23 protein-coding genes and 1 riboswitch are annotated in these 26,560 nt (G+C 72.6%); all 23 genes read left to right on the plus strand.

Annotated elements, in window-relative coordinates; genetic code table 11:
• A partial coding sequence (locus AC08OJ_RS04490; protein ID WP_476595130.1) for a PH-like domain-containing protein occupies positions 1–730 on the plus strand: 730 nt, incomplete at its 5' end.
• Positions 731–765: 35 nt separating this feature from the next.
• Positions 766–1,962, plus strand: coding sequence for a glutamine-hydrolyzing carbamoyl-phosphate synthase small subunit (carA, locus tag AC08OJ_RS04495; protein WP_476592531.1), 1,197 nt, complete (start codon positions 766–768; stop codon positions 1,960–1,962).
• Positions 1,959–5,384, plus strand: a complete 3,426-nt coding sequence (gene carB, locus AC08OJ_RS04500; protein ID WP_476592521.1) for a carbamoyl-phosphate synthase large subunit — start codon at positions 1,959–1,961, stop codon at positions 5,382–5,384. Before carA ends, carB begins: the two co-directional genes overlap by 4 nt.
• On the plus strand, positions 5,381–6,205 hold the full coding sequence (pyrF, locus tag AC08OJ_RS04505; RefSeq protein ID WP_476595131.1) for an orotidine-5'-phosphate decarboxylase: 825 nt from the start codon (positions 5,381–5,383) through the stop codon (positions 6,203–6,205). The genes carB and pyrF overlap by 4 nt, the downstream gene beginning before the upstream one ends.
• 227 nt (positions 6,206–6,432) lie before the next feature.
• Positions 6,433–6,750: an integration host factor, actinobacterial type gene (gene mihF, locus AC08OJ_RS04510; RefSeq protein ID WP_476592523.1), complete on the plus strand. Its 318-nt coding sequence runs from the start codon at positions 6,433–6,435 to the stop codon at positions 6,748–6,750.
• Between the two features lie 247 nt (positions 6,751–6,997).
• Positions 6,998–7,543, plus strand: coding sequence for a guanylate kinase (gene gmk / locus AC08OJ_RS04515; RefSeq protein ID WP_476595132.1), 546 nt, complete (start codon positions 6,998–7,000; stop codon positions 7,541–7,543).
• 124 nt (positions 7,544–7,667) lie between these two features.
• Positions 7,668–7,952 (plus strand): DNA-directed RNA polymerase subunit omega, encoded by a 285-nt coding sequence (gene rpoZ, locus AC08OJ_RS04520; RefSeq protein ID WP_462186068.1) that lies wholly within the window; start codon positions 7,668–7,670, stop codon positions 7,950–7,952.
• Positions 7,953–7,985: 33 nt separating this feature from the next.
• A complete protein-coding gene (gene coaBC / locus AC08OJ_RS04525; RefSeq protein ID WP_476592532.1) occupies positions 7,986–9,308 on the plus strand; it encodes a bifunctional phosphopantothenoylcysteine decarboxylase/phosphopantothenate--cysteine ligase CoaBC in 1,323 nt (440 codons plus the stop codon).
• A gap of 41 nt (positions 9,309–9,349) precedes the next feature.
• A complete protein-coding gene (gene metK, locus AC08OJ_RS04530) occupies positions 9,350–10,567 on the plus strand; it encodes a methionine adenosyltransferase (protein WP_476592524.1) in 1,218 nt (405 codons plus the stop codon).
• Between the two features lie 176 nt (positions 10,568–10,743).
• On the plus strand, positions 10,744–12,939 hold the full coding sequence (locus AC08OJ_RS04535) for a primosomal protein N' (protein WP_476592525.1): 2,196 nt from the start codon (positions 10,744–10,746) through the stop codon (positions 12,937–12,939).
• A 315-nt stretch (positions 12,940–13,254) separates the two neighbouring features.
• Positions 13,255–14,295, plus strand: coding sequence for a methionyl-tRNA formyltransferase (gene fmt / locus AC08OJ_RS04540; protein ID WP_476592526.1), 1,041 nt, complete (start codon positions 13,255–13,257; stop codon positions 14,293–14,295).
• Positions 14,292–15,767 (plus strand): RsmB/NOP family class I SAM-dependent RNA methyltransferase, encoded by a 1,476-nt coding sequence (locus AC08OJ_RS04545; protein WP_476595133.1) that lies wholly within the window; start codon positions 14,292–14,294, stop codon positions 15,765–15,767. Before fmt ends, AC08OJ_RS04545 begins: the two co-directional genes overlap by 4 nt.
• 33 nt (positions 15,768–15,800) lie before the next feature.
• Entirely contained in the window at positions 15,801–16,511 is a 711-nt protein-coding gene (rpe, locus tag AC08OJ_RS04550; RefSeq protein ID WP_476595134.1) for a ribulose-phosphate 3-epimerase, read from the plus strand.
• Positions 16,512–16,561: 50 nt separating this feature from the next.
• Positions 16,562–16,691: riboswitch (FMN riboswitch) on the plus strand.
• A 137-nt stretch (positions 16,692–16,828) separates the two neighbouring features.
• A complete protein-coding gene (locus AC08OJ_RS04555; RefSeq protein WP_476592529.1) occupies positions 16,829–17,527 on the plus strand; it encodes a riboflavin synthase in 699 nt (232 codons plus the stop codon).
• A complete protein-coding gene (locus tag AC08OJ_RS04560) occupies positions 17,524–18,999 on the plus strand; it encodes a bifunctional 3,4-dihydroxy-2-butanone-4-phosphate synthase/GTP cyclohydrolase II (protein ID WP_476592530.1) in 1,476 nt (491 codons plus the stop codon). The genes AC08OJ_RS04555 and AC08OJ_RS04560 overlap by 4 nt, the downstream gene beginning before the upstream one ends.
• Positions 18,996–19,478 carry a 6,7-dimethyl-8-ribityllumazine synthase gene (gene ribH, locus AC08OJ_RS04565; RefSeq protein WP_462186897.1) on the plus strand — a complete coding sequence of 161 codons (483 nt, stop codon included), beginning with the start codon at positions 18,996–18,998 and terminating at the stop codon, positions 19,476–19,478. Before AC08OJ_RS04560 ends, ribH begins: the two co-directional genes overlap by 4 nt.
• Before the next feature lie 709 nt (positions 19,479–20,187).
• Positions 20,188–21,762 (plus strand): MinD/ParA family ATP-binding protein, encoded by a 1,575-nt coding sequence (locus AC08OJ_RS04570; protein WP_476595135.1) that lies wholly within the window; start codon positions 20,188–20,190, stop codon positions 21,760–21,762.
• 10 nt (positions 21,763–21,772) lie between these two features.
• Entirely contained in the window at positions 21,773–22,666 is an 894-nt protein-coding gene (locus tag AC08OJ_RS04575; protein ID WP_476595136.1) for an SseB family protein, read from the plus strand.
• A 343-nt stretch (positions 22,667–23,009) separates the two neighbouring features.
• The gene (gene infC, locus AC08OJ_RS04580) at positions 23,010–23,600 is read left to right on the plus strand and encodes a translation initiation factor IF-3 (RefSeq protein WP_462186894.1); all 591 of its coding nucleotides are present in this window, start codon (positions 23,010–23,012) and stop codon (positions 23,598–23,600) included.
• Positions 23,601–23,697: 97 nt separating this feature from the next.
• Positions 23,698–23,892 carry a 50S ribosomal protein L35 gene (gene rpmI / locus AC08OJ_RS04585; RefSeq protein WP_476592977.1) on the plus strand — a complete coding sequence of 65 codons (195 nt, stop codon included), beginning with the start codon at positions 23,698–23,700 and terminating at the stop codon, positions 23,890–23,892.
• A gap of 125 nt (positions 23,893–24,017) precedes the next feature.
• On the plus strand, positions 24,018–24,398 hold the full coding sequence (gene rplT / locus AC08OJ_RS04590) for a 50S ribosomal protein L20 (RefSeq protein WP_476592978.1): 381 nt from the start codon (positions 24,018–24,020) through the stop codon (positions 24,396–24,398).
• A gap of 20 nt (positions 24,399–24,418) precedes the next feature.
• Positions 24,419–25,312 carry a TrmH family RNA methyltransferase gene (locus AC08OJ_RS04595; protein ID WP_476595137.1) on the plus strand — a complete coding sequence of 298 codons (894 nt, stop codon included), beginning with the start codon at positions 24,419–24,421 and terminating at the stop codon, positions 25,310–25,312.
• Positions 25,312–26,448, plus strand: a complete 1,137-nt coding sequence (locus AC08OJ_RS04600; RefSeq protein ID WP_476592980.1) for a sensor histidine kinase — start codon at positions 25,312–25,314, stop codon at positions 26,446–26,448. Before AC08OJ_RS04595 ends, AC08OJ_RS04600 begins: the two co-directional genes overlap by 1 nt.
• The last annotated feature ends 112 nt before the right edge of the window (positions 26,449–26,560 follow it).

The following is a 26,560-nucleotide window of genomic DNA, read 5'->3' on the forward strand; positions in this document are numbered from 1 at the left end:
GGGCGGGCGGGCCGGCGGCTACGTCAGCGTGTACGAGACCGGGGTGCGGGTGGACCGCCCCGGGGAGGCGTTCTGGATCCCGCGCGAGGCCGTCCGCGGTGCCCGGCTGGAGCGGGCGCACGCCGGCAAGGTTTCCGCTCCCGGGCGTCTGATCGTCATCGCGTGGTCGTTCGGCGGGCACGAGCTGGAGACCGGTTTCCGTGGCGAGGACCGCGCCCGTCAGCCCAAGGTCGTGCGCGCCGTCCACGACCTGATCGGCCCCCCGCTCGCGCAGCTGGCACCGGGCGACGTCACCTCACCGCACGCGGTACCGCGGATCCGCCCCCGGGCCATCGCGCCCGGCCCCGGGACGGTGGGCCGGCCCGGGCAGCGACCGGGTTCCGGACAGCCGACCGAGGAGATGCCGGCGATCCGGACCGGCCCTCGGCTGCGTTCCCGGGGGGAGCGGGCCCAGGCCCGCGGCGAGCAGGCGGTGCCCGCCGACCGGCGGCCCTACGCGGAGCGGTGGCGCTCGGACCAGCGACTCCCCGATCGGCGACACCCGGATGAGGGTCACCTCGACCCGCGCCGCCCCGACTCGCGCCATCCCGATCAGCGGCCGGCGGATCCGGGATCGGGCCCCGGGTGGGTGCACCCGGGACAGCTTGATCAGTCTGACCCCGGCTGGTCGTCGGTTGACCCGTTGACCTCACCGCTCGGTGAGGTCAACAGGCTGAAGGAGGATCGGTGAGCACTCCCACCACGACGCCGACGCGAGCGGTCCTGATGCTGGAGGACGGTCGCAGCTTCGTCGGCGAGGCGTACGGGGCGATCGGCGAGACCTTCGGCGAGGCCGTGTTCTCCACCGGGATGACCGGCTACCAGGAGACGCTGAGCGATCCGTCGTTCCACGGCCAGGTCGTCATCATGACCGCCCCGCACATCGGCAACACCGGCGTCAACGACGAGGACTACGAGTCCGAGCGGATCCAGGTCGCCGGGTTCGTCGTGCGTGACCCCGCCCGGCGGGCCTCCAACTGGCGCGCCCGGGGCACGCTTGACGACGAGCTGGCCGCGGCCGGCGTGGTGGGGATCAGCGGGATTGACACCCGGGCGCTGACCCGTCACCTGCGTGAGCTCGGCTCGATGCGGTGCGGGATCAGCAGCGTGCTCGACGCCGACGCCGACGCCGATGGTGGCCCGGTCGGCACGGGCCCGGGTTCCGGCGCGGACGGCGAGCGGGCGGCGGTGTTCGACGCCCTGCTCGACCGGGTCCGCGCCTCCCCGGAGATGCTCGGCGCGGATCTTGCGCCCCGGGTCTCCACCCCTACCCCCTATGTGGTGGAGGCGGTGGCGGGCGCCGCGCTGTTCAAAGTCGCCGCGCTCGATCTCGGCATCAAGCGCGCGACGCCGGCCGCCATGGCCGCGCTGGGCTGCGAGGTGCACGTGCTGCCGGCCCGCACCATCGGCGAACAGCTGCTGGCGCTCGAACCGGATGGGGTGTTCCTGTCGAACGGTCCCGGCGACCCGGCGGCGGCGGACTATGCGGTTGACGCGCTGCGGACGGTGCTGCGGGCCGGTGTCCCGGTGTTCGGGATCTGTTGCGGGCACCAGCTGCTGGCCCGCGCTCTCGGCTTCGAGACGTACAAGCTCACCTACGGCCACCGCGGCGTGAACCAGCCGGTCGGGGACATGGCGACCGGGCGGATCGCGGTCACCAGCCAGAACCACGGGTTCGCCGTGCGGGCGCCGCTGACCGGGGTGACCGACACCCCGTTCGGCCGGGTGGTGGTCAGCCACCGCGGCCTCAACGACAACGTCGTCGAGGGATTGGAGTGTCTGGACGTGCCGGCCTTCAGCGTGCAGTTCCATCCGGAGGCCGCGCCGGGGCCGCATGATGCCTCCCCGTTGTTCGAGCGGTTCCGCGCTTTGATGGCGGACACCCGGGAGCGTGGCAAGAGATCTGTCGGGAGTGAACGATGAGTGGTTCGACGAGCCAGGGGTCCCCGCGGGTCAGGAGCGCAGCGAGTGATCCGCGGGAAAGGCTGAGCAGTGTCCTGGTCCTCGGCTCCGGGCCGATCGTGATCGGCCAGGCGTGCGAGTTCGACTATTCGGGTACCCAGGCCTGCCGGGTGCTGCGCGCGGAGGGCCTGCGGGTCATCCTGGTCAACAGCAACCCGGCGACGATCATGACCGATCCGGGGATCGCGGACGCGACCTACGTCGAGCCGATCATCCCGGACATCGTCGCGAAGATCATCGAACGGGAGCGGCCCGACGCGATCCTCGCCACCATGGGGGGCCAGACCGCGCTGAACACCGCCGTCGCCCTGCACGACGCCGGTGTCCTGGACCGCTTCGAGGTCCGTCTGATCGGCGCGAACATCGACGCGATCCGCGCCGGGGAGGACCGTCAGGCGTTCAAGGACATCGTCGCCGCGGTCGGCGGCGAGACCGCGCGCAGCGCCATCTGCCACACCGTCGCCGAGTGCCTGGCCGCCGGGGAGGAGTTCTCCTACCCGGCGGTCGTGCGACCCAGCTTCACCCTCGGCGGCGCCGGCAGCGGCTTCGCCCATGATTCCGGCGAGCTGCGCCGGATGGCGGCGGACGGACTGGCCGCGAGCCCGTCGACCGAGGTGCTGGTGGAGGAGTCGGTCCTCGGCTGGAAGGAGTACGAGCTCGAGCTGATGCGCGACCGCGCGGACAACGTGGTCGTGGTCTGCTCGATCGAAAACGTCGACCCGATGGGGGTGCACACCGGCGACTCGATCACGGTGGCGCCGGCGATGACCCTGACCGACCGCGAGTACCAGCGCATGCGGGACATGGCGATCGCGGTGATGCGGGCCGTCGGCGTCGACGCCGGCGGCTGCAACATCCAGTTCGCCGTCGACCCGGCGACGGGCCGGCAGGTGGTCATCGAGATGAACCCCCGGGTGTCGCGGTCCTCGGCCCTGGCCTCGAAGGCGACCGGCTTCCCGATCGCGAAGATCTCGGCGAAGCTCGCGCTCGGGTACACCCTCGACGAGATCCCCAACGACATCACCCGCACCACGCCCGCGGCCTTCGAGCCGGCGCTGGACTACGTCGTGGTGAAGGTGCCGCGGTTCGCGTTCGAGAAGTTCCCCGGTGCCGACCCGACGCTCACGACGACGATGAAGTCCGTCGGCGAGGCGATGGGGGTTGGCCGCAGCTTCGCCGAGGCGCTGCAGAAGGCGCTGCGCTCGATGGAGGCCCCGGGCTCGGTGTTCTCCTTCGTCCCGCCCGAGGCGGACGCCGCCGACCTGCTGGAAGCCGCGCGGGTTCCCCACGACGGCCGGTTGCGTACCGTCCAGCAGGCGCTGCTCGCCGGCGCGGATCCCGACGAGGTCACCCGGGTCACCGGGATCGACCCGTGGTTCGTCGACCAGCTCGTCTTCCTCAACGAGACCGCGGCGACGATCAGTCGCAATCCGGCGGGCATCCGGCGGGCCAAGCGAGCCGGGTTCTCCGACGCCCAGCTCGCCGAGATCCTCGGCACCTCCGAGGACGTGGTCCGGGCGTTCCGCCACCGCACCGGCATCCGGCCGGTGTTCAAGACCGTCGACACCTGCGCGGCGGAGTTTGCCTCCGAGACCCCGTACCACTACTCCGCTTACGACGCCGAGACCGAGGTCGCGCCGAGCGAACGGCCGCGGGTGATCGTGCTCGGCAGCGGGCCCAACCGCATCGGCCAGGGCATCGAGTTCGACTACGCCTGTTGCCATGCGGTGATGGCGCTCTCCGGCGCCGGCTATGAGACCGTCATGGTCAACTGCAACCCGGAGACGGTGTCCACCGATTACGACACCGCCGACCGGCTCTACGTCGAGCCGTTGACGGTCGAGGACGTGCTCGAGGTCGTCCACGCCGAGCAGCAGGCCGGGCCGCTCGCCGGGGTGATCGTCCAGCTCGGCGGGCAGACCCCCCTCGGCATCGCCGCGGCGCTGGCCGAGGCGGGCGTGCCCGTCGTGGGCACCCCGCCGAAGGCGATCCATCTGGCTGAGGACCGCGGGCTGTTCGGGCGTGTGCTGGCCCGGGCGGGCCTGCCCTCGCCGCCGCACGGGGTGGCGACCTCTTTCGCCGAGGCGCGCACGGTGGCCGAGCGGATCGGGTACCCGGTGCTGGTGCGGCCGTCCTACGTGCTCGGCGGGCGCGGCATGGAGATCGTCTACGACGACACGATGCTGTGCGACTACATCGATCGGGCCACCGCCATCTCCCCGGAACATCCGGTGCTCGTCGACCGGTTCCTCGACGACGCGGTGGAGATCGACGTCGACGCCCTCTACGACGGGGAGACGCTCTACCTCGCCGGGGTGATGGAGCACATCGAGGAGGCCGGGGTCCATTCGGGCGACTCGGCCTGCGTCCTGCCGCCGATCACGCTGGGCCATTCGGAGCTCGACCGTATCCGGGCGTCCACCGAGGCGATCGCGAAGGGCGTCGGGGTGCGGGGCCTGCTCAACGTCCAGTACGCCCTGCAGTCCGATGTGCTCTACGTCCTGGAGGCCAATCCCCGGGCGTCGCGGACCGTGCCGTTCGTCTCCAAGGCCACCGCGGTGCCGCTGGCCAAGGCCGCTGCCCGGGTGATGCTCGGCGCGACCATCGACGAGCTGCGGGCCGAGGGCCTGCTGCCGCGTTCCGGCGATGGCGGCACCCTGCCGCTGGACTCGCACATCTCGGTCAAGGAGGCCGTGCTGCCCTTCGGGCGCTTCCGGGACGCCGGTGGCCGCGGCGTCGACACCGTCCTCGGGCCGGAGATGAAGTCGACCGGTGAGGTGATGGGCATCGACGACGGCTTCGGTACAGCGTACGCCAAGTCTCAGGCCGCCGCATACGCCTCGCTGCCCACCTACGGCCGGGTGTTCGTCTCCGTGGCCAACCGGGACAAACGGGCGATGGTTTTTCCGATCAAGCGGCTCGCGGATCTTGGTTTTGTCGTCTACGCCACCGAGGGGACCGCGGACGTGCTGCGGCGCAACGGGGTTAAGGCGGTCGTCCTCGGTAAGCACTGGGCCCCCACCGAGGGGCTACTCGACTGTGTCGAGATGATCACATCCGGGCAGATCGACCTCGTCATCAACACCCCGTGGGGCGTCGGCCCGCGCCTGGACGGCTATGAGATCCGCACGGCCTGCGTGAGTGCCGGGGTTCCGTGCATCACCACGATCCAGGGTGCGGCGGCCTGTGTTCAGGGCGTGGAAGCGCTGGTACGGGGGGAGCTGGGGGTCCGATCGTTGCAGGAATACCACGCGGCGCTGCGGCAGGCGTGGGGCGGGGGACAACCGGGCGGCTCGCCGCCCGGATCCTCCGGCTCTGTGGCGCCTGAGTCTGTGGCGCCCGAGTCTGCCGCACTCGGACCGGCGGCCAGGACGAGCAGATGAGCGCCGGCCGGAGGAGCTCCGACGGGAGGAGTGCCGCCGCGCCCCGCTTCACCCCGCCGCGGGGCCGGGCGCCGCTGGCGGTCGCGCTGGATGCCCCGGACGCCGCGACCGCGCTGCGTTGGGCTGCCGCGGTCGCCCCCACCGTGGCCGTGCTAAAGATCGGTCTGGAGCTGTTCTACCGGGAGGGCCCGGCAATCGTGACGGCGCTGCGCACGGCCGGCGTGCTCGCCGGGGCCGGCGGCGCGACGCACGCCGCGGGCCGCGGCGGAAGCGCCCCGGAGTTGTTCCTCGATCTCAAACTGCACGACATTCCCGCCACGGTCGCCGGGGGAATGCGCTCAATCACCCCGTTGGGCCCTCGTTTCGTGACCGTGCATGCGGCTGGGGGGGCGGCGATGATACGTGCGGCGATCGAGGCGGCCCCGGATGTCGAGGTAGCCGTCGTGACCGTACTCACCTCGCTGGATGTGGCGGCGCTCAGCGCGATCGGGCTCGCCGGACCCCCTTCCGACGCCGTCCGCAGGCTTGCCGTGCTTGCGGTCGAAGCCGGTGCGCGCACCCTCGTGTGCAGTCCGCGGGAGGTGCGAATGGTCCGTATGGAGCTTGGTAGCAATGTGACTCTCATCACCCCAGGAGTGCGACCGGGGAGGTCGGAAACCGGCGATCAGGCCCGAACCGCGACGCCGGAAGCTGCCCTTGTGGGGGGTTCTGACCTGGTCGTGGTGGGTCGCCCAATCACCGGTGCGCCCGATCCCGGGGTCGCCGCGAAGGCCGTCGCCGCAGGTCTCGGCGCTGCCAGCAGGGCTGTTGACCTGCTGTGACGCCGAGGGGACCAGGGTGTGTTCGTCCTGGTGCGGTACGAAGCGGTACGGTGGGGCCGCCGTAGACCGAAAGGGTGCGGCACGAGTGGGACACCCCTTTCGTCCGTCAAAGCCTTCTCTTGTGCTGACAATATGTTCGTATCAGAGTGTTATGGCCAAGGCTGGACTGAGGAGCCCCTTCCTCGCTAGTTTGCGCGGCGCGATCACCGAATTGAGGAGGCGTACCCGTGCCCCTGCCGCCCCTAACGCCCGAGCAGAGGGCCGCCGCCCTCGAGAAAGCAGCGTTGGCTCGTAAGCAGCGTGCGGAACTCAAGGAGCGGTTGAAGAAGGCGGAGACCACTCTGGCCGCCGTCCTGGAACAGGCCGAGGCTGATGAGGTCGTCGGCAAGATGAAGGTTTCGGCTGTTCTGGAGTCGCTTCCCGGAGTGGGGCGCATACGCGCCCAGAAGATCCGGGAACGGCTCGGGATCAGTCCGACCCGCCGGCTGCGGGGACTCGGCGCCAAGCAGCGTGCCGCACTCCTCGAGGAGTTCGGCATGGCCTGATCCGGTGGGGTGGGAAAACCACTCCGCCAACCCGGATCATGGTTACGGCGGGTAGCGGCGTTGACGGGAGGGTGGCGTCACTCACATTCTTCCGGCGATGTCGCCCTTCCTTCCGGTCGGATCGGGGGCAGCATTCTTTACCTCCCCCGATCCGGCCGTCCCTGGGAAACCAGTCCCGTCCTCGTGTCCTTCGGGGACCGATGACCGGGTGCGCGCCGACTGACCGAGAGGTCCTATCGTGGTGCCCGTGGGTCTTACAGTGCTGTCCGGGCCGTCCGGAGTCGGGAAGGGCACCGTCGTCGCGGCAGTCCGGGAACGTCACCCCGAGGTCTGGGTCTCGGTCAGTGCCACCACGCGGCCACCGCGTCCGGGTGAGACCGACGGTGTCGAGTACCACTTCGTCGACGCCGAGGAGTTCGCCCGGATGGTCAAAGCCGGGGAGTTCGTCGAGCACGCGATGTTTGCCGGACACGCCTACGGCACCCCCCGCCGCCCGCTTCTCGAAAGGCTCGCCGCAGGTGTGCCTTGCCTGCTGGAGATCGAGCTGCTGGGCGCCCGGCAGGTGCGCTCGGCGATGCCACAGGCCCGTTTCGTCTTCCTCGCCCCGCCCACCTTCGACGAGCTTGTCCGTCGGCTGACCGGTCGGGGGACCGAGCCACCCGAGGTCATCGCCCGCCGGCTGGACCGGGCGCGCATCGAACTCGCGGCCGAGACGGAGTTCGACGACGTGATCGTGAACGACGACGTGCGGTCCGCGGCGGCCCGCTTGGTAGCATTGATGATCGGCTCGTAGGTCCGGCCCACTGGTCGCCCGCGCAGCCGATATCTCCGTACAGCCCGCCCTGCCCCGCGCAGCCTGCGCTCTGCACTGTCCGGACGGCGCAGCCGCCTCGGACGTCCCATTCCGGAAGGACATCGTGGCCGGTACCGTCGCCCATCCCGAAGGCATCACCAACCCCCCCATCGACGAGCTCCTCGAGGCGACCGACTCGAAGTACAGCCTGGTCATCTACGCGGCGAAGCGAGCTCGTCAGATCAACGCCTACTACTCGCAGCTCGGTGAGGGTCTGCTGGAGTACGTCGGCCCGCTGGTCGAGACGACCAACGCGCAGGAGAAGCCGCTGTCGATCGCGCTGCGTGAGATCAACGCCGGCCTGCTCACCCATGAGACCGTTACCGACAGCCTCCCGCCGGTCTCCTGATATAGGACGATGACCGAGATGCCCGACGCCGAGATGCCTGACGCTGAGCGATCCGGCACCGGGCCGTCCGGCACCGGGCCCGGCCCTCGGCGTCCCCGGGTCGTGCTCGGTGTGGCGGGCGGCATCGCCGCCTACAAGGCGGTGGAGGTGCTCCGCCGGTTCACCGAGTCCGGCCACGAGGTCCGGGTGGTGCCCACGCTGTCGGCGCTGAGGTTCGTCGGCGCGACGACCTGGGCGGCGCTGTCGGGGAACCCGGTCACCACGGACGTGTGGGACGACGCGGACGAGGTCGCCCATGTCCGGATCGGCCGCGAGGCCGACCTCGTCCTCGTCGCGCCGGCCACCGCGGACCTGATGGCCCGCGCGGCCGCCGGGCGCGCCGACGACCTGCTCACCGGCACCCTGCTGACGGCGACCTGCCCGGTCGTCTACGCGCCGGCGATGCACACCGAGATGTGGCAGCACCCGGCCACCCGGGCGAACGTGGCGACCCTGCGGGCGCGGGGAGCGGTGGTGGCCGAGCCGGCGGTGGGCCGGCTGACCGGCGCCGACTCGGGTCCGGGCCGCCTGCCGGAGCCGGCGGAGATTGCCGCGCTCGGCATGGCGGTGCTGGCCCGGGGTGCGGCCGGGGTGCGGCCCGATCTGGCTGGCCGGCATGTCCTGGTCACGGCCGGCGGCACCCGGGAGTACCTCGACCCCGTCCGGTTCCTCGGCAACGCCTCGAGCGGCCGTCAGGGGTACGCCGTGGCCAGGGCGGCCGTGGCGCGGGGAGCCTCCGTCACGGTGGTGGCGGCGAACGTCGCGCTGCCCGAGGTCGCCGGCGCCCGCACGATCCCGGTCACCTCCGCGGCGCAGCTGCGCGATCGGGTCCACGAGGTCGCGCCCTCGGCGGACGTGGTCGTCATGGCGGCCGCGGTCGCCGACTTCCGCCCCGGGGCGCCACAGGCCTACAAGATTAAGAAGGAGTCTGCGGCCCCGGGCTCCATCCCGCTCGTGGCGAATCCCGACGTGTTGGCCGAGCTGCTGGCGAACCGCCGGCCCGGTCAGGTTCTCGTCGGTTTCGCCGCCGAGACCGGCGGCCCCGGCGGGGGGGTACTCGACCACGCCCGGGCCAAACTGGCGCGCAAGCCGGTCGACCTGCTCGTGGTCAACGAGGTCGGCGCCGGCCTCGGATTCGAGGTGGAACACAACGCCGCCGTGGTACTGGACCCCCGTGGTGGCGAGACGGCCATCGAGCGCACGAGCAAGGACCTCCTCGCGCATCGGATCCTCGACCTCGTGGTCGGCCTTACGGCCGATCGGACCGATGGAACGCCCGCCGAAGCGCTGCGTGTACCCCTCGCGGCACCTCGGTAAGCTTCGTCGGAATCAACCGGATCACCCAGGGGGTTAGTCCAGTGGCGACGCGCCTGTTTACGTCCGAGTCCGTCACCGAGGGGCATCCGGACAAGATCGCCGATCAGATCAGCGACTCGATTCTCGATGCCATGATCAAGGATGACCCGAAGAGCCGGGTCGCCGTGGAGACACTCATCACGACGGGTCAGGTCCACGTCGCCGGCGAGGTCACCACAAAGACCTACGTCGACATCGCCTCCGTCGTCCGCGAGCGCATCCTGGAGATCGGTTACGATTCCTCCAAGAAGGGTTTCGACGGCGCGTCCTGTGGCGTCAGCGTGTCGATCGGCGCGCAGTCCCCGGACATCGCCCAGGGCGTCGACACGGCGCACGAGACCCGCGTCACGGCGCACGAGACCCGCGTCGAGGGTTCCGCCGACGACGAGTTCGACCGGCAGGGCGCCGGCGACCAGGGCCTGATGTTCGGGTTCGCCTGCGACGAGACCCCTGAGCTCATGCCGCTGCCGATCGCGCTGGCGCACCGCCTCGCCAGGCGGCTGTCCGCGGTCCGCAAGGATGGCCAGGTCGGCTACCTGCGCCCGGACGGCAAGACCCAGGTGACCATCGAGTACGTCGATGGGAAGCCGGCCCGGCTCGACACGGTCGTCGTCTCCTCCCAGCATGCCGCCGATATCGACCTGGACACCCTGCTCGCGCCGGACATCGCCGAGTACGTCGTCGAGCCGGAGCTGGCCCTGCTCGAGATCGCCACCGAGGGGCGCCGGCTGCTGGTCAACCCGACCGGCCGGTTCGAGATCGGCGGCCCGATGGGTGACGCCGGCCTGACTGGCCGTAAGATCATCGTCGACACCTACGGCGGTTACGCCCGCCATGGCGGTGGCGCCTTCTCCGGCAAGGACCCGTCCAAGGTCGACCGCTCCGCCGCGTACGCGATGCGCTGGGTCGCCAAGAACGTCGTCGCCGCGGGTCTCGCCAGCCGCTGCGAGGTCCAGGTGGCGTACGCGATCGGCAAGGCGCAGCCGGTCGGCCTGTTCGTGGAGACCTTCGGCACCGGAACCGTCCCGGACATCCAGATCCAGGACGCGGTGACGAGCGTGTTCGACCTCCGTCCCGCAGCGATCATCCGGGATCTGGACCTGCTGCGGCCGATCTACGCCCAGACGGCCGCCTACGGCCACTTCGGTCGCCCCGAGCTCGATTTCACCTGGGAGTCCACCGCACGCGCCGAGGCTCTCCAGCGCGCCGTCAAGGGCTGACCCGACGCTCGTCTCCCGCCCCCGCGGGACCCCTGTCACGCGGGTCCCGGGAGCGGATCGGAAGATCGGGGAGATCGGGGAGGTCGTGTCCCGCCGGTCGCCGTCCCGGCGAGGGAACGGGGTCGGAGGATGAACGGGGTCGGAGGATGTCGTAGGCGGCTGGTACGAATGTCGTCATGACCGAGCACCCCGGCACCCTCCCCGGCCTCAGCCCGTCAGCGGCCGGCCCGGGGGGTGCCCGGTCGGGGGCTTCGCGGTCAGGGGCTTCGCGGTCGGGAATTTCGCGCTCCGCGGGTCCCGGTTCGCCGCGGCCGCTCGCCGCGCGGCTGCCGGTGGCGCGGGTTGCCGTCGACACTCCGCTCGCCCATCTCGACCGCCCCTTCGACTACCTCGTGCCGGCGGACCTGGCTGACCTGGCGGTGCCGGGGTCCCGGGCCCGGGTCCGGTTCGCGGGCCGGCTGGTCGACGGGTTCGTGCTGGAGCGTCGCGAGAGTTCCGACCATTCCGGTCAGCTCGCGCCGCTGGCCCGGTCGATCTCGTCGGAGCCTGTGCTGTCCGAGTCCGTCGCGAAACTCGCCCGCGCGGTTGCCGATCGTTACGCCGGCACGCTGGCCGACGTCCTCCGGCTCGCCGTGCCTCCCCGCCACGGCCGGGCGGAGGTTGTCTCACCGAGGCTTGAGGCTGTGCCGCCGGGGCCTGAGGCTGTGCCGCCGGAACCCGGCGAGTGGGGCCGCTATCCCACGGGTCCGTCGATGCTCACCGCCCTGGCTGCGGGCAGGTCACCGAGGGCGGTCTGGTGGGCCCCGCCCGGCCCCGCCTGGCCGGAGATGATTGCCACCGCGGCCGCCGCTACGGCGGCGTCCGGTCGCGGCGTACTCGTCGTCGTACCCGATCATCGTGATGTCGATCGGGTCGAGGCGGCGATGGTCGCCGCGGTCGGTCGGGAGACCACCATCGCACTGCGGGCCGATCTAGGCCCGGCCCGGCGGTATCGCGCGTTCCTCGCGGTCAGCCGCGGACAGGCGCGGGCGGTGGTGGGTACCCGCGCGGCGATGTTCGCGCCCGTGGCCGAGCTCGGCTTGGTGGTGGTGTGGGATGACGGTGACGACCTGCATGCTGAGCCGTTGGCCCCGTACCCGCACGCCCGAGACGTCGCCGTCCTGCGCTCCCGGCTCCAGGGGTGCGCGCTCGTGATCGGCGGGTTCTGCCCGTCGACGGATGCCGAGGCGCTGGTGCGCACGGGGTGGGCGCACCCGGTGGTGCTGCCCCGGGAGCAGGTACGCGCGCTGGCTCCCCGGGCCGAGGCCACCGGCTCCGACCTCGAACACGCCCGTGACCCCGCAGCCCGGGCGGCGAGGCTGCCCTCCCTCGCGGTGCGGACCGCCCGGGATGCGCTGGCGGCCGGTCTGCCGGTACTGGTCCAGGCGCCGAGGAGGGGATATCAGCCGTCACTGGCCTGCGCGGCCTGCCGGCGGCCCGCCCGGTGCCCGCACTGTCAGGGGCCGCTGGGCCGGGCGGCGGGCGGTGGTGCGCTCTCCTGCCGGTGGTGCGGCCGTCCGGTCGCCGCGGCGGTCTGGCACTGCCCGTCCTGTTCGGGCCCGCGGCTGCGCGCCTCGGTGACGGGAGATCGTCGTACGGCGGAGGAACTGGGGCGGGCCTTTCCCGGCGTCCCGGTCCGCACCTCCGGCCGGGACGGGGTGCTCGCCACCGTGCCCGCCGAACCGGCTCTCGTCATCTCGACCCCGGGGGCGGAGCCCGTGGCGGACGGCGGCTATGGGGCGGTGCTGCTCCTCGACGGCTGGGCTCTGCTGGGCCGTCCCGACCTGCGTGCGGGGGAGGAGACTCTGCGCCGGTGGACCGCCGCCGCCGCGCTCGCCCGGCCCGCCGCGCGCGGGGGGCGGGTCATCGTCGCGGCCGACGCCGGACTCGGGCCGGTCCAGGCGCTCGTCCGTTGGGATCCCGGCACGTTCGTCGCCCGGGAGGCCGACGAGCGGGCGGAGCTGGGGTTCCCGCCGGCGACCCGGATGGCGTCCGTAGCGGGCACCGCCGCGGCGGTCGCGGAGCTGCTGGCCGCCGTCGAGCTTCCCGACGGCGCCGATGTGCTCGGGCCGGTACCGCTGCCCCCCGCACCGTCCGCGCGGGCCGTTCTCGACGGCGCGAACCAGGGCGATCCGTCCGCGGTGGGCGCCGGGCAGCGCGGCCCCGGCAGCGCCACCTCCGGCCCCGAGGAGATCGAACGGGTCCTGATCCGGGTCCGGCGCGAGCGCGGCGCGGCCCTGGCGGCCTCGCTGCGATCCGCTCGCGGCGTCCTCGCGACCCGGCGAACCACCGGCCGGTTACGGATCCAGCTCGACCCCCTGGTCCTCGGGTAGCGCCGGCAGGTGGTCCTCGGGTAGCGCCGGCGTGGTCTGGTTCGCACCGCCTGGCGTGGCCCCGCACACCACGGCCGGCTTCGCGCCATGGCTCATGATCCCCGGTCGCGGGCCCGGCCCGGACCGCGGCCGTCCGCCACCTCCGAGCGCCGGCGGGGTACGGTCGTCGGCGGCGACAGGCCTGTGGACGTCAGCCCGTACTCCCGGCCGGAGAACGGCGGGATGGTCCCGGCCCGGTCGGACACCTCGGATCGATGACCCCCGGAGACGGTCACGGCGTCGGCAATGACGTCGCGACGGATCGGTGCTTCGCGTATGCGTCTTGTTTTCGCCGGTACTCCGGCGGTGGCTCTGCCCAGCCTGCGGGCGTTGATCGACAGCCCGCGCCATGACGTGGTCGCGGTTGTCACCCGGCCCGATCGGCCCTCCGGGCGGGGGCGGAAGGTGAAGCCGCCCCCCGTCCACGTCCTGGCCGACGAGGCCGGCATCCCGGTGCTGAGCCCGGACCGGCCCCGGGACCCGGAGTTCCTGGCCACGCTTGCCGGCCTCGCGCCCGACTGCTGCCCGGTGGTGGCCTACGGCGCGCTGCTACCGCTTGCGGCGCTCGCTATTCCCCGCCACGGCTGGGTGAACCTGCACTTCTCCCTGCTGCCGGCCTACCGCGGGGCGGCTCCGGTGCAGCGCACCCTGCTCGCCGGGGACGACCTGACCGGCGCGAGCGTCTTCCAGATCGAACCGGCGATGGACTCCGGTCCGGTCTACGGTGTCCTCACCGAGCGGGTTCGGCCGACGGATACCTCCGGTGACCTGCTGGACCGGCTCGCCGAGGCCGGCGCCGGGCTGCTGGTCGCGGTGATGGACGGCATCGCCGACGGGACGGTACGGCCCGTGGCCCAACCCGCCGAGGGGATCTCCTTCGCGCCGAAGCTGACCGTCGAGGAGGCCCGGATCGACTGGACGAAGCCGGCGATCGCGGTGGATCGGCTGGCGAGGGCCGCCACTCCCGCGCCGGGAGCCTGGACGACGTTCCGCGACCGGCGGCTCAAGATCGGCCCGGTGCGCCTCGGTGCGGTGCCCGGTCGGTCGGCCGGGCCGGTAGCGCTGCCCGCCGGGCTGCCGGCGGATCAGATCATGGTGCTCCCCGGCGGGGACGTGGCGGTCGGCACGGGCACAAGCCCGGTGCTCCTCGGCGAGGTACGTCCCGAGGGACGAGGCCCGATGGCGGCCGCCGCCTGGGCCCGCGGGGTCCGGATCGCCGAGGGGGAGACCCTCGGCGAGATCGGCGCACGGACCGCTGCCGGCGCCGGCGGCGGTGGCCCGGCCGGCGCGATGCCAGTCAGTGGAGGAACGTCGTGAGATCGGCCGGTTCGCCGGGCACCCGTGGGCCCCGGCCAGCGTCAAGCGTCGACCGGCCGCGGCTGCTGGCCTGGGAGGTGCTTCGGGCGGTGGACGAGCGCGGCTCCTACGCCAACCTGCTGCTGTCGTCCCTGTTGGCGGGCAGCGGACTGTCCGCCCGGGACCGCGGGTTCGTCACGGAGCTCGCCTACGGTTCCCTGCGCGCGCAGGGCACCCTCGACGGGGTGCTCGACACGGCGACGAGCCGACCCGTCCACACCATCGACCCGCCGGTGCGCGACGCGCTGCGCCTGGGCGCCTACCAGCTGTTGCGGACCAGGGTCCCGGCCCGCGCGGCCGTGGCCAGCACCGTCGAGCTGGTCCGCACGACGAGCGGCGAGCGCCCGGTCCGCTTTGCGAACGCCGTGCTGCGTCGGGTGGCCGCCCGGGTAGCCGAGACCGGCGGCGATCTCGCCACGATGCTGTCCGCGCCGCAGTTCGACGTCGACCCTGTCGGTCACCTGGCGGTCGTGACGACGCATCCCCGCTGGATCGTTGAGGTCGTCGCGGAGGCCCTGGCCGGCGACCTCACGGCGACCCGCGCCGCGCTGGAGGCAGACGACGCCCGACCCGCGGTACACCTGGTCGCCCGCCCGGGCCGGGTGGACCGTGACCAGCTGCTCGCTGAGGCCGCGCAAGCAGGTCTGACCGCCCGGCCCGGCTCCTATTCGCCGTATGCGGTACGCCTCGACGGCGGGGACCCGGCGGGGCTGCCCGCCGTGGCCGCGGGCGCGGCCGCCGTGCAGGACGAGGGCAGCCAGCTCGTCACCCTGGCCTTGGCCCGCGCGGCGACGGTGGGCCGCGACCTCGGGCTGACCGTCGACCTGTGCGCGGGTCCCGGCGGGAAGGCGGCCCTGCTCGCCGCGCTGCTCGGCGGCTCCGCCTCATCGGACAGGCTGGGTCTGCCGGCCAGGCTGGGTCCACCGGACAGGCCGGCCCTGATCGCGGTCGAGCCCCGGGCGACCCGGGCGGCCATGGTGGCCCGGTCCCTGGGCGGCGCGGCGCGGGCCTGGACGGTGCGCGCCGACGGCCGGGCGGCGCCGCTGCGGCCCGATGGGGCCGACCGGGTGCTGGTCGACGTCCCCTGCACCGGCCTCGGAGCACTGCGGCGTCGGCCGGAGGCCCGGTGGCGGCGGACCGCGGCCGATGTGGCCGCGCTCGTCCCGCTCCAGCGTGCGCTGCTCGTTGCCGCGCTCGACCTGGTCCGCCCGGGCGGGGTGGTGGCGTACGCGACCTGTTCCCCGCACCCGGCTGAGAGCGTCGAGGTGGTGCGTGGCGTGGCCGGACAACGCGCCGACATCTCCATCCTCGATGCCCGCCTGACCCTGCCGGAGGTCGACCGGCTCGGTGACGGCCCGTTCGTCCAGCTCTGGCCGCATCTCCACGGCACGGATGCGATGTTCGTCGCCCTGCTGCGCCGGGTCGACAGCTGAGGCGTCGGACCCGGGAGCCGATACCCTCGCGAAATGGCCACCGCGCAGATCTACCCCAGCCTGCTCGCCGCCGACTTCGGCCGGATCGCCGACGCGGCCCTGGCGGTCGAGGGGCAGGCTGACTGGCTGCACGTTGACGTGATGGACTACCACTTCGTCCCGAACCTGGCGTTCGCGCCGGACACGGTGACGGCCCTGCGCGCGGTGACGGATACTCCGCTCGACTGTCATCTCATGATCGACGATCCCGACCGCTGGGCGGCCGGGTACGCCGAGCGCGGCGCGGCGAACGTCACCATTCACGCCGAGGCCGTGTCCGACCTGCCCCGCACCACCAGGGCGATCCGGGCGGCCGGGGCCCGCACCGGCCTCGCCGTGAAGCCGAACACCCCGATCGAGCACTATCTCGACGACCTGCACCGGTTCGACCTGCTGCTGCTGATGACCATCGAGCCGGGTTTCGGCGGTCAGACGTTCATGACCGAGGTGTTGCCGAAGATCGAGGCCGCCCGGCGCCTGCTCGACGCCCGTGGGCTGGACCTGTGGCTGCAGATTGACGGCGGGGTCAACGCCGAGACGATCGAACGGGCCGCGGTGGCGGGTGTGGACGTGTTCGTCGCCGGCACGGCCGTCTTCGGGGCGGCCGATCCGGGCCAGGCCGTCGAGCGGCTGCGTGAGCAGGCGCTGCGGGCGGCGCCCCGGCTGTCCCCGCCCGCGCCACGCTCGGCGGTTGGGCCGGCGTGACCGCGTCCGGCGGCTTCATATGCCAGACTTGAGGCAGTACAACCAACAGCACGCGCGCTCCGAGGTCGGTGAAACTCCGAACCGGCGGTGACAGTCCGCGACCCGTCCGCAGGTACTGGGACGGCTGACCCGGTGGAATTCCGGGACCGACGGTTAAAGTCCGGATGGGAGGATGCGCGCGGGCCGAGTGCCCGTGGTGGTCGTTGACTGCTCGCGGGCGCGTGCCGGCGTGAGCGTGCCGGCGTGGTCCCGCGTGGTCCTGCGTGGTTTCTCCTCGCCCAGGGTGCGGGTGCCCGGGAGCGAGGGGCACGGGTCGGATGTTTACCGGCATCGTTGAGGAACTCGGCGTGGTGACCGCGGTGGATGCGCGGTCGGAGTCGGCGGCACTCACCATCGCCTGTCAGACGGTTCTGGGTGATGTGAGTCACGGCGCGTCCATCGCCGTCAACGGTGTCTGTCTCACGGTGACCTCCTTCGCCCGCCCGGGGCTCGACGGGGGCGCCGAGACCGGTACGGCCGGCGGCCCACCCGGCACAACGGACGGCCCGTCGGCGTTCACTGCTGACGTGATGCGAGAGACGCTGGTGCGTTCCTCTCTCGGGAAGCTCGCCGTCGGTGACCGGGTGAATCTCGAACGTCCCGTCCGGCTGGCGGACCGGCTGGGAGGCCACCTGGTCCAAGGGCACGTCGACGGCGTCGGCGCGGTCCTCGACCGGCAGCCCGGTGAGGGCTGGGAGCTCGTGCGCATCGCGCTCCCCGAGGGGCTCGACCGCTACCTCGTGGAGAAGGGCTCGGTGACGGTGGACGGGGTGAGCCTGACCGTCGTCGACATCTCGCCGGCCGGTGGCGACTCACCGGCCACCTTCACGGTCAGCCTGATCCCCACCACGCTCGCACTGACCACGCTGGGTAGCCGCGCGCCGGGTTCCCTGGTCAACATCGAGGTCGACGTGCTGGCCAAGTACGTCGAGAAGCTGCATGCCGGCCCCATCGAACCGAACGGACGACACCGATGACGACATCCGCGGCCGGTGCCTCCTCGACGGCCACCCTTCCCGCCGGTGCCCTTCCCGCCGGCTATGCCGACGTGCGGTTCGCCGCCATCGAGGACGCGCTCGCCGAGATCGCCGCCGGCCGCCCGCTCGTCGTCGTCGACGACGCCGACCGGGAGAACGAGGGTGATCTGATCTTCGCGGCGGAGGCCGCCACACCCGAGCTGGTCGCGTTCATGACGCGGTACACCTCCGGTGTGATCTGCGTGCCGATGGACGCCGCCGACACCGACCGGCTCGAACTGGACCAGATGGTCCCGCACAACACCGAGCGGATGGGCACCGCGTTCACCATCACCGTGGACGCCCGCGACGGCGTCTCCACCGGGATCTCCGCCGCCGACCGGGCCCGCACCATCCGGTTGCTGGCCGACCCGCAGACCATGCCCGGCGACCTGAGCCGGCCGGGCCACATCTTCCCGCTGCGCGCCAAGGATGGCGGGGTGCTGCGCCGCCCCGGCCACACCGAGGCCGCGGTCGACCTCGCCCGGCTCGCCGGGCTGCGGCCGGCCGGTGCGATCTGCGAGATCGTGAACGACGACGGGACGATGGCCCGGCTTCCCCGGCTCGCCGAGTTCGCCCGCGAGCACGGGCTGCTACTGATCTCCATCGCCGATCTTATCGCCTACCGTCGGCGGACCGAGAAGCAGGTGGTGCGGGTCGCGGAGGCATCGCTTCCGACGCGTTACGGGGCGTTCCGGGCGGTCGGGTTCCGCAACATCCTCGACGGCGTCGAACACATCGCGCTGATCCGAGGCGAGCTCGGTGACAGCGAGGACGTGCTGGTCCGGGTGCACAGCGAATGCCTCACCGGGGACGTCTTCGGCTCCCGGCGCTGCGACTGCGGAACCCAGCTCGACGCGGCACTGCGCATGATCGCGACCGAGGGGCGCGGGGTGGTGCTCTACATGCGGGGCCACGAGGGCCGGGGCATCGGCCTGATGCACAAGCTGCGGGCCTACCAGCTGCAGGACGCCGGCCACGACACCGTCGATGCCAACCTCGCGCTGGGCCTGCCGGCCGACGCCCGCGACTACGGCACCGGAGCCCAGATTCTGGTCGACCTCGGCGTGCGCGGCCTCCGGCTGCTGTCCAACAATCCGACGAAGCGGGCCGGGCTGGAGGGTTACGGCCTGCGCATCGTCGAACTTATCGGGATGCCGGTCACCCAGACGCCGGAGAACCTGCGCTACCTGACCACCAAGCGGGACCGGATGGGACACGTCATTCCCGGTCTGCCCGACCTTCCGGGTCTACCCGGCATGTCCGATCTGCCTAGGGCCGTGGGCGAGGACGAGCCGGCCGGCTCGCGCTGGATCCCGGGGGTGCCGGGGGCGTCGAGGGTGCCCGTCACCTCCGGCTGCACGGCCATCGCGGGCGGCGCGGGCCCGGGTACGCCCGCCGGGGCCGACTGTGCCGAGGGGGAGGGTCTGTGAGCGGCCTCGGGGCTCCCGCGGAGGTGCTTCCGCCCGTCGCGGGCATGCGGTTGGCGGTGGTCGCCACCCGATGGCACGCCGAGATCACCGATGCGCTGCTTGCTGGCGCGCTGCGCGCCGCGAAGGACACAGGCCTCGCGACGGCACCCACCGTCGTGCGGGTCTCCGGTGCGGTCGAGCTTCCCGTGATCGCCGCCGCGCTGGCGGCGCGGCATGACGCCGTCGTCGCCCTCGGTGTCGTCATCCGGGGCGGCACCCCCCACTTCGACTACGTCTGTCAGTTCGTCACCGCGGGGCTCGCCCGCGTCACCCTCGACGCCCGCGTCCCCGTCGGCTTCGGCGTGCTCACCTGCGACACCGTCGAGCAGGCCCGGGACCGCGCCGGGCTGCCCGGGTCCAGCGAGGACAAGGGCCGGGAGGCGACCCTGGCCGCGCTGGGCACCGCCGCGGTGCTGCGCGATCTGGAACTCGCCGGCTGAGCTCCCACGCCGTCACTGGCCGGAACGTTCCGCATCAGGAGTTCACACGCACGGTGCGAGGCCGATCCGTCCGCGTGACATGCTCTCGGTATGGTGTTGCCGTCACATGGCGATTCGAAGTGGATCGGGTGTGCCGGTGGTGTGTTCGTTGCTCGTGGCTCTGATTCCGGCTGTCCCGATCAGTCCGGTGCTCTTGTCGGGACGGCCGGTTACACGAGACTGTGGTCTCACGTCGTATCGGTGCCCTTGCGCTCTGGCGTCATACTTCGCGGTGGGATCGGAGGAGGTCCCGTCGGCCGGTACACATGGGGGCGGGGTGGCGCGGATGGTAAGTCACGGTGGGAGTTGGAACGGTGACGAGACGTCGGCGTCGACCGGCCCGGTCGGAGGGAATTCGGAGGTCGGGGAACGGATCGCGGCCGGGCCCGGCCGGCGGGATCCCGGCGCGACCGAACCGGGTGATGGCGGGGACGCGCGCCCCATCTCGCTGCTCGGCCTACGACTGACCGAGCCTCAGACGCCCCGTAACGCTCTGGTTACACGTCGTCCCATTCGGTCACGTCCGGGCGTGACCCGTTCGGAGCCCGGTGCCGGTCGGACGGGGGGCCCCTCCGGGGGGCGCGGGAGCACGGCAGGCCCGCCGCCCACTCCCATGCCACCGGCCCCACCGCCCGCGCCACCGCCCCCGTCGGGCCGGAGCGCGCCCCCCGTGGGCCTTCCATTGACCGCGTCGCCCGGCCCGAGCTCCGCGTGGCCCGGTGCCTCGCTCACCATGCCCGGCGGAGCGGGGTGGACGCCCGACCTCGCCGCCGCCGCGACGTCGGCGGCCGGGCCGCCGGACCCGTACCCGACCGGTCCGGATCAGTACCCGCCGGACCAGTACCCGACGCCACCGGATCCACCGCCCGGTGCGCCGCCGTCCCCGGTCGTCCCCCCACCGTTTCCGGCCGTCCCGCCGCCCGGGGAGACCTGGGAGAACATTGCGGTACTGGTCCCCGCCGCCGGGCAGCCGGTGAACCTCCCGGATGGAACGCCGGTCGTCCCCGTTTCCTGGGCCGCCACCGCGCCGCCCCCAGACGGCTCGCTCGGTGCCGGGCCCGTAGTCGGGCGGCTTCCCCCGTCCGCGGCGGCTGACCCGGGTTGGCCGGTGCCGGAGGCGTGGCTCGACGCCGACCCCCTGGGCGGACCCACGGTCGGCCGGCAGGCGGTCGAAACGCCCGGTACGGAGCCAGCCTGGTCCGTCCCGGTCCCCGCGAACCTGCCGGCACGGCGGTCCGGTCCGGCCCCTTCCCTGCCCGTCCGGGCGGCGGCCGCGGTGACGCCGTCCCGTGGTCCGGCGGTGGTCCCGGCCGTCGCGGGAGCGGGCGGTTCGCCGGTCGCGCGGGCGCGGGCCGGTGGGCGGCGGGTGCTGGTCGGGGGATTCGGTGGCGGAGGCGGCCGGACGACGGTCGCCGCGGGTCTGGGACTGGCGATCGCGGAGCACCACGGTCATCGGGTGATGGCCGTGGACGCCTCCCCGGACCAGTCCGGGCTGCTTGCGCACCGGGTCGGCCTCATGCCACCGGGCGTGGGGTTGCGGGAGTTGGCCACGGCGCGGCCACCGGTGTCCTCATTGGAGGACGTGCGCCGGTTCGTCGCCTCCGACGGCTCCGGTGGCCTGGAGGTGCTGGCCGGACTGCGTGATCTCACCGGGCCGGGGCTCCTTCCCGAGGAGCTGGCCTGGGCACTCGACCTGCTCGGACACTGGTATCCGGTCGTCGTCGCGGACGCCCCACCGGGGTGGAGCCAGCCGGTGCCGGCCACCCTGCTGGCGCGGGCGGACCTCGTCGTGCTGACGATCCGGGCCGGCGAGACGGAGATCGCCGGTGCGGACGACGCGTTGACCGCGTTGACCGCGGCTGGTCGGCCAGATCTCGCTGCCACCGTCATCGTGGCCGTCGTCGAGACGTATCCCTCCCGGTTGAGCCGCGGGGCACGGCTGCGTCTCGAGCATCTTGAGGACCGGGCCTACATGACGGTGCCGGTGCCGTTCGACGCGGCGCTCGCCGACAGCCGTCCGATCAGCTGGTACCGCCTGCGTCGCCGGACCAGGTTCGCCTTCCAGCGCCTCGCCGGGGCGGTCGCCACCGCCCCGCTTCCCGGGTCGCAACCGGCCACCGTGCTGGCCCGGTCCGCCATCGCCGCCCCCGGTCGGTGCCCCCAACCCGGGCCCGGGCCCGTCCGAGCCATGGTGAATGCCACGGACCCGGTCCGGTACCGGCCCGCCGCGCCGCCTGGGCCCTAGGCTGGCGAGAATGGCACACGATCTGCTGACTCCGTCCGGTCAGGGCGATGACGGCCGCGCCGATGAGTCGCTCACCCGAGCGCTCGCCGCCAGCCCGGTCAACCCCGCCGTTCTGACCGCCGCGCTGCGCCAGGCCCGGGTCTTCGTCGGAGTCGAGGCTCGGCTCACCGCCGCCGACGCCGTCACCGGTGCGGACAAGACCAGCGAGATGGCGCTGACGACCCTGCGCACCCCGTCCGGCGCGACCGCGCTACCGATCTTCTCCAGCGTCAGCGCGCTCACCGCCTGGCGCGCCTCGGCCCGGCCGGTTCCGGTCGCCGCGGTGGACGCCTGTACGGAGGCGGTCCGGCTGGGGCTCGGAGCGGTGGTGATCGACGTGGCCGGTCCGCGCTCGGCCAGTCTGGACGTCGGGCCGGGCGGTCCCGCGACGGTGCCCGGCGGATCCGACTCCGACTCGCCGCCCGGGACTCTCGACACGCCACGTGCGACCGAAGCCGCGGACCTCAACGAGCTGAGGGTGACCGCCCTGCGCCGTCCATCCGATCCGGATGGACCGTTGTCCCGGCAGCGGGTCCAAGAGGCGTTGCGGACCGTGACCGAGCGGGTCGAGGTGTGGCCGGCGGAACTGCTCCTCCCGGGTGCCGGCGCACCACGCCCGGTGCTTGCCGTCGCGGTACGCCGGGACGGAGATGCGGACGCGCGGTCCGGGGAGTTGCTCGCCCGGCGGTTGTCCCGGCTGCTCGCCGCTGATTCGGACCCGGCGCAGGAGCAGGAGCAGGAGCAGGAGCGGGCCTCGGGCCCGGCCGTGCTGCTCGTGAGCGCGCGGGAGGCCGCGGCGGTGCGCCGCCATTTGGGGCGGGGCCTGCGCCCGACGCGCCGATGGCCGGTGCGGTTCGCGAGGTGAGTGCCGCCGGCCCTTTCGGAGCGCCCGGACGATGATGTGATCGTCGTGTCGCCCGGTCTGGTGCTACGCTGGGGTTCAGACCTCCTGCCGGCTGGTTTTGTTCCGTCCGCTGGCGTTGCCGTTCCCAGGCAGCCAGGGCACGGTGCGGAGCCTGATCGGCAGGACCAAGCGGGGGTTCGCCCTCCACCCGATGTCAGCACTGATGTCGCCACCCCGGGACGTCAGCAGGTCCTCAGGCCGGAGTTCCGGCTGGTGGCCGCGGTGGCCGGGTCGCCGGTCGGTCGAGCCGTTCTCGCGGTTGTCGGCCGGGAGCCTGGTGTACCAGGCTCGGTGCTCCGCTGCGGTGAGGTCAGGCCCGCGCGTCGAGCAACGGAGGAAACACATCAGCACAGAGTCCCGTATCAACGACCGGATTCGCGTCCCCGAGGTTCGCCTCGTCGGCGCGGAGGGTGAGCAGATCGGCATCGTCTCGATCGGTGAGGCCATGCGCATGGCGCAGGAGGCCGATCTCGACCTCGTCGAGGTCGCGCCGACCGCTCGTCCCCCGGTCTGCAAGCTGATGGACTACGGAAAGTTCAAGTACGAGTCCGACCAGAAGCGTCGGGAGGCTCGGAAGAACCAGGTCCAGACTGTCATCAAGGAAATGAAGCTGCGGCCGAAGATCGATCCGCACGACTACGAGACCAAGAAGGGTCACGTCGTGCGTTTCCTGCGGGCCGGCGACAAGGTCAAGATTACGATTATGTTCCGCGGTCGGGAGCAGTCCCGGCCCGAGCTCGGCATCCGCCTGCTCCAACGGCTGTCCGCCGACGTGGCCGATCTTGGTTATGTCGAGGCTCAGCCCAAGCAGGACGGCCGGAACATGACCATGGTCATGGCCCCGCACAAGGGTTCGAAGCCGCAGCGGGTGCCGGAACCGGCCGGCCACGCCTGACTCGACGGCGGGCAGTCCGCGCGGTGGCGCCGCCACCGGTTCCGGATCTCGCCACGCCGCTTGTTCGACCACCCACGTAACCCGTCAGGATGTCAACATGCCCAAACAGAAGTCCCACAGCGGTGCGAGCAAGCGGTTCCGGGTCACCGGGTCCGGCAAGGTGCTGCGCCAGCGGGCCAACCGCCGCCACTACCTGGAGCACAAGACCAACCGCCTCACCCGCAGACTGGATGGCGTGGTGCCGTTGACGAAGGCGGACAACCGACGCGTCAAGCGTCTGCTCGCCCGCTGACCGCGGCCCGCTGACGACTCCGGCCCCGACTGCGGCGGGCCCGCCGGTCGCGGTCGGCCCGCCGTTGGCGGCCGACTCCGGCCCGGGCCGCCGGACGCACCCGAACGAAGGAGACAGGTGCCCTCATGGCACGTGTGAAGCGGGCGGTCAACGCCCAGAAGAAGCGCCGTACGGTCCTCGAGCAGGCCAGCGGCTACCGGGGCCAGCGCTCGCGGCTCTACCGCAAGGCCAAGGAGCAGATGCTCCACTCGATGACCTACTCCTACCGGGACCGCCGCGCGCGCAAGGGCGACGTCCGGCAGCTATGGATCACTCGGATCAACGCGGCGGCGCGGGCGAACGGCCTGACCTACAACCGCTTCGTGCAGGGTCTGAAGCTGTCCGGTGTCGAAGTCGACCGCAAGATTCTGGCCGACCTCGCGGTCAACGACGCGGTCGCGTTCACCGCCCTGGTCGAGGTGGCACGGGCCGCGCTGGCGGCGGCGCCGGAGCCCACCGCCGCCTGAGCCCGTCGCGACGTCGGCCCGTGCCCGCCTCCCGCGTGTCCCCCACGACCGACGCTCCGCTGTCGACGGCCCCTTCCCCGGGGCCCGGAGTGATCGCCGGAGCGCGCTCCGGGCGGGTCGGCGCCGCGCGTCGCCTCAAGCGGCCCGCGGCCCGGCGCGAGCAGGGCAGGTTCCTGGTCGAGGGGGCGCAGGCGGTGGGCGCGGCGTCGGCCGTCGGCGAGCTGCTCGAGGTGTTCGTCGGAGTCTCCGCGACTCCCCGGCACGAGGAGCTGCTGAGGGCGGTCCGGGTGCCGGTCCGGGTCGTCACGGACGAGGCCGTGGCGTCGCTGTCGGAGACGGTGACCCCCCAGGGCCTCGTCGCGGTCGCGGCCCTGCCCGCTCACCGGCTCGCCGACCTGCACGTCCCCCGGCTGGTCGCGGTGTGCATCGGCGCGGGCGATCCGGGCAACGCCGGCACGGTGATCCGCAGCGCGGACGCGGCCGGAGCGGACGCCGTCGTCTTTACCGGGAGCGGTGTCGACCCCTTCGGGGGCAAGTGCGTGCGCTCCTCGGCCGGCAGCCACTTTCACCTCCCGGTGATCGTGGAACCAGCCTTGGCCGTGGTGCTGGACCGGCTGCGGGCCCGGGGCTGCCGCATCGTGGCGACGTCCGGAGCCGCGGATCGCGACATCGACACCGCCGTCGCCGCCGGTGAGCTCGACGGGCCGACGGCGTGGCTGTTCGGTAACGAGGCACATGGGCTGGCTTCGGCTACTCTGACCGCCGCGGACGCGGTTCTGCGGGTACCGGTGTACGGTCAGGCCGAGTCCCTGAATCTTGCGGTTGCGTCCGTCCTGTGCCTTTACGCGTCGGCGCGGGCGCAGAGAACGGGCAGGTCCGGTACTGATGGCACCGGAGGAGGTGGTCGACGGTGATGAACACTGTCGCGTCGCCATCCGGGCAGGTACCGCCACCCGGCCCCGGCTGCGCGCCCGATTCGGCCGTGTCGGCCGCGCTGGACGGCCCACTGCCTGCCGCCGCCTTCGACCTGCTACCGGACTCGGTGATCGTGACCGACGCCGTCGGCGTCGTCGAGGTGTTCAACCGGGCGGCGGCGAAGCTCACCGGGGTGGACGGACCGTCTGCGATCGGCCGGCATCTGACCGAGGTCCTCCCGTTGCTGGACGAGCGGGGCAACGACTGGTGGGAGTGCTCGGCAGCCAGCCGGAACCTGCCGCGGGTCACCGGGCAGCCGGAGCGGCGCCTGACCTATGCGGGTCCGGTCCACGACCGTGACTTCCACGTCACGGTGCGGTTTAACCGGGTCGCCGGTCGGCTGGTGAGGGTGTCGCTGTCCCTGCGCGACACCCTCAGCCGCGAGCGGCTGGAACGCAACCGGGCGGATCTGGTCGCGACCGTGGCGCACGAGCTGCGCTCGCCGCTGACCAGCGTGAAGGGATTCACCGCGACGCTGCTCGCCAAGTGGGACCGGTTCACCGACGAGCAGAAGAAGCTCATGCTGAACACGGTCAACACCGACGCCGACCGGGTCACGCGCCTGCTCACCGAGGTGCTGGACGTCTCCCGGATCGACTCCGGACGCATTCAGGTCCGCAAGCAGATCGTCGACCTGCCCGCCCGGGTGCGTTCGGTGGTGGACGGCAAAGTGGCCTCGGGTGCGGCGGGCGCCGACCGGTTCTTCATCTGCGAGGAGGGCGAACTGCCCGAGATGTGGGTCGATCCGGACAAGATTGAACAGGTACTGCACAACCTCGTCGACAACGCCCTGCGGCATGGTGCGGGTACTGTGACGGTACTGCTGCGTGGCAGGGACAGCGGCACGGAGGTGAGCGTGGCCGACGAGGGGGAAGGCGTGTCCGAATCGAACGCCGCGCGCGTGTTCACGAAGTTCTGGCGGGGCGCCGGCCGCGGGAACGGCACCGGCCTCGGGCTCTACATTGCCAAGGCACTGATCGAGGCGCACGGCGGCACCATTTCGGTCGGCCGGGCCACGGGTGGCGGCGCCGAGTTCCGATTTTTCGTGCCCGCCGGTGGCCCGGTGTTCGGCTGACGCCGAGCACCGCGAACCGACCGGTGGGCGCCCCGGGCGGCCAGGCGCGCGCCGCCGCCCCAGGACCGGATACCCCATGCCCGGACGAACTCCGCCGCAGGCCGGACGACCC

The sequence above is a fragment of the Frankia sp. CgKIO3 genome (assembly GCF_977946435.1).